Source organism: Phenylobacterium sp. CCH9-H3 (assembly GCF_001557235.1).
Taxonomy (GTDB): Bacteria; Pseudomonadota; Alphaproteobacteria; order Caulobacterales; family Caulobacteraceae; genus Phenylobacterium.
Map to the genome: position 1 here is coordinate 25,401 of NZ_LSJI01000273.1, position 8,284 is coordinate 33,684.

General features: G+C 69.1%; 7 protein-coding genes. 6 read left to right on the forward strand and 1 reads right to left on the reverse strand.

The genetic code is table 11. From position 1 onward, the window contains the following. The first annotated feature begins 2 nt into the window (after nt 1-2). Nucleotides 3-1,550, forward strand: a complete 1,548-nt coding sequence (locus AX721_RS24310; RefSeq protein ID WP_231733198.1) for an MATE family efflux transporter — start codon at nt 3-5, stop codon at nt 1,548-1,550. Here AX721_RS24310 and AX721_RS24315 read toward each other — a convergent pair. After that, nucleotides 1,507-2,733: a serine hydrolase gene (locus AX721_RS24315; protein ID WP_068878546.1), complete on the reverse strand. Its 1,227-nt coding sequence runs from the start codon at nt 2,731-2,733 to the stop codon at nt 1,507-1,509. The genes AX721_RS24310 and AX721_RS24315 overlap by 44 nt on opposite strands. A 128-nt stretch (nt 2,734-2,861) precedes the next feature. On the opposite strand from AX721_RS24315, the gene AX721_RS24320 reads away from it, so the two are divergent. From AX721_RS24320 to AX721_RS24340, 5 genes are all read left to right on the forward strand, one after another. Continuing rightward, the gene (locus AX721_RS24320) at nt 2,862-3,554 is read left to right on the forward strand and encodes a GNAT family N-acetyltransferase (RefSeq protein ID WP_068878547.1); all 693 of its coding nucleotides are present in this window, start codon (nt 2,862-2,864) and stop codon (nt 3,552-3,554) included. A gap of 59 nt (nt 3,555-3,613) precedes the next feature. After that, nucleotides 3,614-4,381, forward strand: coding sequence for a crotonase/enoyl-CoA hydratase family protein (locus tag AX721_RS24325; protein WP_068878548.1), 768 nt, complete (start codon nt 3,614-3,616; stop codon nt 4,379-4,381). A gap of 79 nt (nt 4,382-4,460) precedes the next feature. Beyond that, nucleotides 4,461-5,783, forward strand: coding sequence for an acyl-CoA dehydrogenase family protein (locus AX721_RS24330; protein WP_068878549.1), 1,323 nt, complete (start codon nt 4,461-4,463; stop codon nt 5,781-5,783). A gap of 105 nt (nt 5,784-5,888) precedes the next feature. Next, nucleotides 5,889-6,719: an SDR family NAD(P)-dependent oxidoreductase gene (locus AX721_RS24335; RefSeq protein WP_068878550.1), complete on the forward strand. Its 831-nt coding sequence runs from the start codon at nt 5,889-5,891 to the stop codon at nt 6,717-6,719. Nucleotides 6,720-6,846: 127 nt separating this feature from the next. Continuing rightward, on the forward strand, nt 6,847-8,284 hold a 1,438-nt coding region (locus AX721_RS24340; protein WP_068878555.1), incomplete at its 3' end, for a class I adenylate-forming enzyme family protein.

Sequence of the window (8,284 nt, forward strand, 5' to 3'; positions counted from 1 at the left end):
CTGTGGCTGGGGGTGCGGCAGCGGCGCGGGGACCGGGCGGTCCGCCGGTCCGGAAAATACCAGACCTCACGACCGGTCCCATCGGCCGGACGCTGATCCTGTTCGCCCTGCCGGTCCTGGCCACCAACATCCTCCAGTCGCTGAACGGCTCGGCCAATGCGATCTGGGTCAGCCACGTTCTGGGCGAGGCGGCCCTGACCGCCACCTCCAACGCCAACCAGATCATGTTCCTGATGCTGGGGGCCGTGTTCGGCCTGTCGATGGCCTCGAACATCATGATCGGCCACGCCATAGGGGCCCGCGACATGGCGGCGGCCAAGAAGGTGATCGGCACCTCTACGGCCTTCTTCATCGCGGTGTCGCTGAGCGTCGGCCTGCTGGGCGCGCTGCTGACGCCGCACATCCTGACCTGGATGGGGACGCCCGAGGAGGCCCGACGCGACGCGATCGCCTACCTGCGGGTGATCTTCTCGGCCATGCCGTTCATGTACTTCTTCTCGTACGTGATGATGGCCCAGCGCGGCACGGGCGACAGCCGCACGCCGTTCTACTTCTCGCTGCTGGCGGTGGGCATGGACGTGGTGCTGAACCCGCTGCTGATCACCGGCTACGGCCCGTTCCCTCAGCTCGGGATCGCCGGCTCCGCCTACGCCACCCTGGTCTCCCAGACGATCACCCTCGTGGCCATGATCGTCCACCTGTACCGCAGGGGCTCCATCCTGGTGCTGCGGCCGGGCGAGTTCCACATGCTGCTGCCGGCCCTCTCCATCGTCCGCGGGCTGGTGCTCAAGGGCTTGCCCATGGGCTTCCAGATGATGGTCACCAGCCTGGCGGCCGTCACCATGATGAGCCTGGTCAACCGGCACGGCGTGCACACCTCGGCTGCTTATGGCGCGGCGAGCCAGCTCTGGACCTACGTGCAGATGCCGGCCATGGCCCTGGGCGCGGCGGTCTCGTCCATGGCCGCCCAGAACGTCGGCGCCGGCAAGATGGACCGCGTGGAACAGGTGGCGCGGTCGGGCGTGCTCTACGCCCTGGTGTTCACGGGCCTGCCCGTGGTGGCGATCTACTTCGCCGATCCCTGGGTGCTGCGCGCCTTCCTGCCGGGAACCAGCCCGTCGCTGCCCATCGCGGTGCACATCAATTCCATCGTGCTCTGGGGCTTCATCCCCTTCGGCCTGGCCTTCATCTTCTCCGGGGTGGTCCGGGCCACGGGCGCGGTCTGGCCGCCCCTGCTGGCGATGATCATCGCGCTGTGGGGCGTGCGCGTGCCGCTCGCCAACATCCTGGAGCCGTACCTGGGCGCCAACGCCATCTGGATCAGCTTCCCGATCGGCAGCTTCACGACCCTGCTGCTCGCCTGGGCGTACTACGTCTGGGGTGGCTGGCGGACATCGCGCATGCTGCCCACGACGCCGCCGGTCACCGACGAGCCCGACACCGGCTTCGGCCAGCCGATGATCGAGGAGGCGGAGGTCCTGGCCGAAGCCGCGGAACGGGCAGAGGCTAGCCGTTCGTCTCCATCAGCGCCGCGTAGACCAGGGTCCTGAGTTCGCGGCGGATGGGATAGGTCGACGAGGGCAGCAGCTGGGTCATGAAGACCGCGGTGACGTCCTCCATCGGGTCGACCCAGAACGCGGTCGATGCCGCGCCACCCCAGTAGAACTCGCCCAGGCTGCAGGGGATGAGGGTCTGCGGCGGGTCGAACACCACAGCGAACCCCAGGCCGAAGCCGACGCCCGCGTTCGTGCTCTCCGAGAAGAGAGAGCGCGACATATCGGTAAGGTCGCCGCCTCCCGGCAGGTGGTTCGACGCCATCAGGTCGACGGTCTTGGGCGCCAGGATCCGCGCGCCGTCCAGTTCGCCGCGGTTCGCCAGCATGTTGGCGAAGCGGAGGTAGTCGGCCGCCGTGCCCACCAGCCCGCCGCCGCCCGACAGCAGCTTGGGCGGGGCGAGATAGGGGCTCGTCTGTGGATCGTCCTGCAGCTTCATCTTGCCGCCGAGGACGGCGTCGTAGCAGGCGGCGAACCGGCCGCGCTGGTCGTCGCGGACGTGGAAGCCGGTGTCGACCATCTTCAGCGGCTCGAAGATCCGCTCGGCCAGCACCTGGTCCAGCGGCTTGCCGGCCACTTTCTGCACCAGATAGCCGCAGACGTCGGTGGCGACCGAATAGTTCCAGGCCTCGCCGGGCGAGAACTCGAGCGGCAGGCGCGCGAGCATGTCGATCATCGCCGCGAGGTCGTGCTCGCCGTGCATCGCCTCCAGCTTGAGCTTCCTGTAGGCGGCGTCGACGTTGGTGCGGTTCTGAAAGCCGTAGGTCAGGCCGGACGTGTGCCGCAGCAGGTCGACCACCTGCATAGGCCGCCCGGGCGGGGTCGTGGCGAACACCGGGTTCACCCCCGCTGAGAAAACGCCCAGGTCCTTCCACTCGGGAATGTGCCGCGAGACCGGATCGTCCAGGGCGATCAGGCCTTCCTCGACCAGGCTCATCAGGGCCACCGAGGTCACCGGCTTGGTCATGGAATAGATGCGATAGACGGTGTCTTCGCTGAGCTTCACCCCGCGCTCGGGATCCTGCATGCCCAGCACCGTCTGGTGGACGACCTCGCCGCCGCGGGCCAGCAGGAACTGGGCGTGGGGCATGCGGCCGGGGCCGACGTACTTCTCCTCAAGGAAGCGGTCGATCCGCTCCAGGCGCGCCTTCGAGAACCCCAGTCGTTCGGCCTTGCTCATCGTCGCTTCCCTACCTCTTTCGGCCATTTGCCTCTGTGCCCCGCCCCGCGGCAAGCCGTAGCCGAAAAGCGCGGGCGCCACGGTGGCGCTTGGGTGGGCGGCGGTCTATTTCCGCGGGCGAAAAGGAGATGACCGTGGGACGGGACGAGCTTCTCGATCGACCGATCTGGCATGCATTCACGACCCGACAGGCGGCGGTCGCCGAACGTACGGACCGCGCCTTGCGCGTGCGCGGCGAGTACGGAGTCTTCGCCTCGGCCGCCGACGCGGCGCCCGACAGTCTGGCCGCCCTCGCGGCCATGGTCCCGCCCGACGGCGAGCTGGCGGTGATCCAGGCGGAAGACCATCCGCCCATTCCGGGTGTGGTCATGACGCCCCAGCCGGGGATCTGCCAGATGGTGGCGGGCGAGCTTCGCGCCCTGCCGCCGCCGGACTTCGAGGTCATCGACCTGGACGACGGCGATGCGCCCGAGATGCTGGAGCTGGCCACCCTCACCCGGCCCGGACCGTTCTTCTCGCGCACGCACCAGCTGGGCGACTTCGTCGGCGTCAAGGCCGGCGGGCGCCTCATCGCCATGGCGGGCGAGCGGATGCGGCTGCCGGGCCTGACCGAGGTCAGCGCGGTCTGCACCCACCCGGATCACCGCGGGAAAGGCTATGCGGCGGCGCTGATGGGCATCGTCGCGGACCGGATCGTGGCGCGCGGCGAGACGCCGTTCCTGCACGTCTACGGGCACAACACCGGCGCCATCGCGCTCTATGAGCACCTGGGGTACCGCACGCGCCGCCAGATGCGGATGTGGCTTCTGTCGCGCGCCTGACGGCTTGCCTTCCCCCAACGTCGGGGGCGCAGGATGGCGGCTCGAGAAGGAGACCGCCCATGGCCAACGTCAGCGTCGAACGGGACGGCCGCATCGCCGTCGTCACCATCGAGCGCCCCGAGCGTCGCAACGCCGTGGACGGCGCCACGGCGCGCGAGCTCTACGACGCCTTCAAGGCCTTCGACGCCGACGAGAGCCTGGACGTGGCGGTGCTGACCGGCCGCGGCGGCTTCTTCTGCGCCGGCGCGGACCTCAAGGCGATCAGCGGCGGCGGCGGCAATCCGGTGAAGGAGACCGGCGACTTCGGCCCCATGGGCTGCACGCGCCTGGCGCTGGGCAAGCCCGTGATCGCCGCGGTGGAGGGGCCGGCGGTGGCGGGCGGGCTGGAAGTGGCCTGCTGGGCCGACCTGCGGGTGGCGGCGGAGGGTTCGACCTTCGGCGTGTTCTGCCGCCGGTTCGGCGTGCCCCTGATCGACCTGGGCACGGTGCGCCTGCCGCGGCTGATCGGCCACTCGCGGGCCATGGACCTCATCCTGACCGGCCGGCCCGTGGACGCGCACGAGGCGCTCGCCATGGGCCTGGCGAACCGCGTCGTACCCGAGGGTCAGGCCCTGAGCGCCGCCCTGGACCTCGCCCGCCAGATCAGCGCCTTCCCGCAGCTTTGCATGCGCAACGATCGCCTCTCGGCGATCAGCCAGTGGTCGCTCGACTGGGACGAGGCCCAGGCCTTCGAGGTCAAGGTCGGAATGGAGACGCTCCGCACCGGCTCCGCGGTGGAGGGCGCGACGCGGTTCGCCTCGGGGCAGGGACGCGGCGGGGCGTTCTGACCCGGCGGGGTTTGATCTTGGGCGGCCGCAGGGCTAGCATACCCATAATACGAAAAATTGCCGTGACGGAAGGCGCCCTATGGCCTGGGATTTCGAGACCGATCCTGAGTTCCAGAAGAAGCTGGACTGGATCGAGGACTTCATGCGCGAGGAAGTCGAGCCGCTCTCGCACCTGGGCATGGCCGTCTACTCCAGCCTGGGCCGCGAGAAGTTCATCAAGCCGCTGCAGCAGAAGGTGAAGGACCAGGGGCTCTGGGCCTGTCACCTGGGGCCGGAGCTGGGCGGCCAAGGGTTCGGGCAGCTCAAGCTGGCGCTGATGAACGAGAAGCTGGGCCGCAACAGCCTGGCGCCCAGCGTCTTCGGCTGCCAGGCGCCCGACAGCGGCAACGCCGAGATCATCGCCCACTACGGCACCGACAAGCAGAAGGAACAGTACCTCTGGCCGCTGCTGAACGGTGAGATCCGCTCGGCCTTCTCCATGAGCGAGCCCACCGGCGGCTCCGACCCCCTCACCTTCACCACGCGGGCGGTGCTGGAAGGCGACGAGTGGGTGATCAACGGCGAGAAGTGGTTCTCCACCAACGCCAAGTACGCCAAGGTCCTGGTGCTCTACGCGATCACCGATCCAGACGCGAAGGACCCCTACCGGCGCACCTCGATCTTCCTCGTGCCCACCGACACGCCCGGCGTCGAGATCGTCCGCAACGTGGCCGTGGGCGCGGGCGGCGAGGTGGGCGGCGGCAACGAGGCCTATGTCCGCTACACCAACGTGCGCCTGCCCTATGACGCCCTGCTGGGCGACCGCGGCGCGGCGTTCGTGATCGCCCAGGTGCGGCTGGGCGGCGGGCGCGTGCACCACGCCATGCGCACCGTCGGCGCCTGCCGCCACGCCCTGGACCTGATGTGCCAGCGCGCCGTCTCGCGCACCACCCGAGAGGGCCGCCTCTCGGACCTGCAGATGGTGCAGGACCAGATCGCTGAGTCCTGGATCGCCGTGGAGAGCTTCCGCCTCCTGGTGCTGCGCACCGCCTGGCTCATCGACAAGCACAAGGACTACCAGAAGGTCCGCAAGGACATCGCGGCCATCAAGGTGGCGATGCCGAAGGTCTATCACGACGTGGCGGCCAAGGCGGCGCACCTGCATGGCGCGCTGGGCGTCTCCAACGAGATGCCGTTCATGCGGATGGTCACCTCGGCCCTGGTCATGGGCATCGCCGACGGCCCCACCGAGGTGCACAAGGTCACCTTGGCCAAGCAGATCCTCAAGGATTACCAGCCCGACAACGACCTCTTCCCCAGCTACCACATCCCCAAGCTGCAGGAGGAGGCCAGGAAGCGGTTCGGCAAGGAGCTGGCTGAGATCCGCGACCATTACGCCGCGCGGCGGACCGAACGGGCGTGATCCCCGCGCCGCCGCTTCCGCCAGCCGAAGGCATCACCCGTTCGGTTGCGGTGGCCCCGCCGCCGGTCTTGAATTGCGCCCTCAGGTTCGAGGGAGACGGGACCCATGCCCCGCGTCGCTGTGGTCACCGGCGCCAATCAGGGATTGGGTCTGGCGCTCGTCGAGCGGCTTTGCCGCGACCTTGAAGAGGGGGGCCATGTGTACCTGACGGCCCGCGACCCGGCGAAGGGCGCGGGCGCCTGCGCCCAGCTCCGGGAAAAGGGACTGACGCCGGAGTTTCTGCAACTCGACGTGACCGAGCCGGAAAGCGTGGCGGCGTGCGCCGAGGCGCTGAACGAGCGTCGCGGTGGGGTCGACATCCTGATCTCCAACGCGGCGGCCCGGATCGGTCGCGACCGGCCCCAGGCCGATCAGGTCGAAGACTTCATCGCCACCAACAACCTCGGGACAACCCGCGTCCTGACCGCGTTCGAGCCCCTGCTTCGGCCCGGCGCGCACGTCGTCGTCGTGGCCAGCAGCTTCGGTGTCCTGCGCCAGCTGCCGACCCGACTTCATCCCCGGTTCGACGGGCCGGACCTGACGCTGGCCGACATCGATCGGACGATGACCGGGTACGTCCAGGCCGTGCGCACCGGCCGCGCGGCCATGGAAGGGTGGCCCGACTGGGTCAACGTCCCCTCGAAGGTCGGCCAGGTGGCCAGCATGCGCATCTTCGCCAGAAGCTTGGCCGGCGATGGTCGCGGTGTCGTCGTCAATGCCTGTTGCCCCGGCCTGGTGGACACCGACGCCTCCCGCCCCTGGTTCGAGGACATGTCCCGGGCGCAGTCGCCGCTGGCGGCGGCCGAGGACGTGGTGTGGCTTGTAAACACGCCGACGCCCGAGAGCGGACCTGTCGGAGAACTTGTCCAGCACAGGCGTGTCCTGGCCTGGCTCTAGGTCGGTCGTTCGATGCTACAGAACCGAAATGCCTTGATTTCCCTAGGTGAACAAAGCTCGACATGATCGAACCCGACCGTGATGACGCCTACCGTGGAGTGAACCTTTGACCAACGTCTGGCCTGTCATGTCCATCGCCGAGGCGCACGCCAAGCTGACAGCGCCGGGCGCACCGTTCGAAATCGAGGAGAAGGTGATCCGGGGCGTGCCGACCCGCACCTGGAAGAACGCCCCGCCCACCCTGCGCGACGTGTTCCTGAACGGTCGGCGGTTCGCCGAGCGCGAGTTCCTGGTCTACGAGGACGACCGGGCTACCTTCGACAGCTTCGCCCGCGCCACCCTGACCCTCGCGCACCGCCTCCAGGCCGACGGGGTGAAGAAGGGCGACCGCGTCGCCGTGATCATGCGCAACCTGCCGGAATGGGCGGTCTGCTTCTGGGCCGGCCAGCTGGTGGGCGCCATCGTCACGCCCCTGAACGCCTGGTGGACCGGCGCGGAGCTGGAGTACGGCCTGGCCGATTCCGGGACCAAGGTCGCCTTCGTGGACGACGAGCGCCTGGACCGCATCGCCGAGTTCCTGGACGAGCTGCCGGACCTTCAGAAGGTCTATGTGACCCGCCACGTGGCCGATGGCTTGCCGCCGAAAACCCAGCGGCTGGGGGACGTCATCGGCGTCGTCAACGCCTGGGGCGAACTGGCCGAGCTGCCCCTGCCGGACGTGCCGCTCGGCCCCGAGGACGACGCCACCATCCTCTACACCTCCGGGACCACCGGCCGCCCCAAGGGCGCGCTGGGCACGCACCGGAACATGACGTCCAATATCGGCGCGGGTGGCATCTCGGCGGCGCGCAACTTCCTGCGGGCCGGCGAGCCGCTGCCCGAACTGGACGCCACCAAGCTGCCGCAGCGGGTGACCCTGCTGGTGGTGCCGATGTTCCACGCCACCGGCCTGTCGGCGACCCTGGGCCCGACGCTGAACTCGGGCGGCAAGATCGTGCTGATGCGCCGCTGGGACGCCGAGCCGGCCATGAAGCTGATCGAGCGGGAGAAGGTCAGCTCGACCGGCGGCGTGCCGACCATCGCCTGGCAGCTGATCGAGCACCCGGCGCGGGCGAAGTACGACCTGTCGTCGCTGCTGGCGGTGACCTATGGCGGGGCGCCCTCGGCGCCCGAGCTGGTGCGCAAGATCGCCGAGGTGTTCCCAGGCTCGCAGCCCGGCAACGGCTGGGGCATGACGGAGACCACCGCCACCTTCACCAGCCACATGGGCATGGACTACCTGAACCGCCCCGACAGCGCCGGCCCGGCCGCGCCGGTGGGCGAAATGCAGGTCCGCGACCCCGCCGATGGCAAGACGGTGCTGCCGGCGGGCTCGGTGGGCGAGCTGTGGGTCAAGGGGCCCCAGGTTGTGAAGCTCTACTGGAACAAGCCGGAGGCCACGGCCGAGACCTTCCAGGACGGCTGGCTGCGCACCGGCGACCTGGCGCGGATCGACGACGAAGGCTTCCTGTTCATCATCGACCGGGCCAAGGACATGCTGATCCGCGGCGGCGAGAACATCTACT

Bases quoted from the DNA above. Each gene is read 5' to 3' on its own strand.
- AX721_RS24320 (WP_068878547.1), top strand. From the start codon at position 2,862: ATGACCGTGGGACGGGACGAGCTTCTCGATCGACCGATCTGGCATGCA.
- AX721_RS24325 (WP_068878548.1), top strand. From the start codon at position 3,614: ATGGCCAACGTCAGCGTCGAACGGGACGGCCGCATCGCCGTCGTCACC.
- AX721_RS24335 (WP_068878550.1), top strand. From the start codon at position 5,889: ATGCCCCGCGTCGCTGTGGTCACCGGCGCCAATCAGGGATTGGGTCTG.
- AX721_RS24330 (WP_068878549.1), top strand. From the start codon at position 4,461: ATGGCCTGGGATTTCGAGACCGATCCTGAGTTCCAGAAGAAGCTGGAC.
- AX721_RS24315 (WP_068878546.1), bottom strand. From the start codon at position 2,733: ATGAGCAAGGCCGAACGACTGGGGTTCTCGAAGGCGCGCCTGGAGCGG.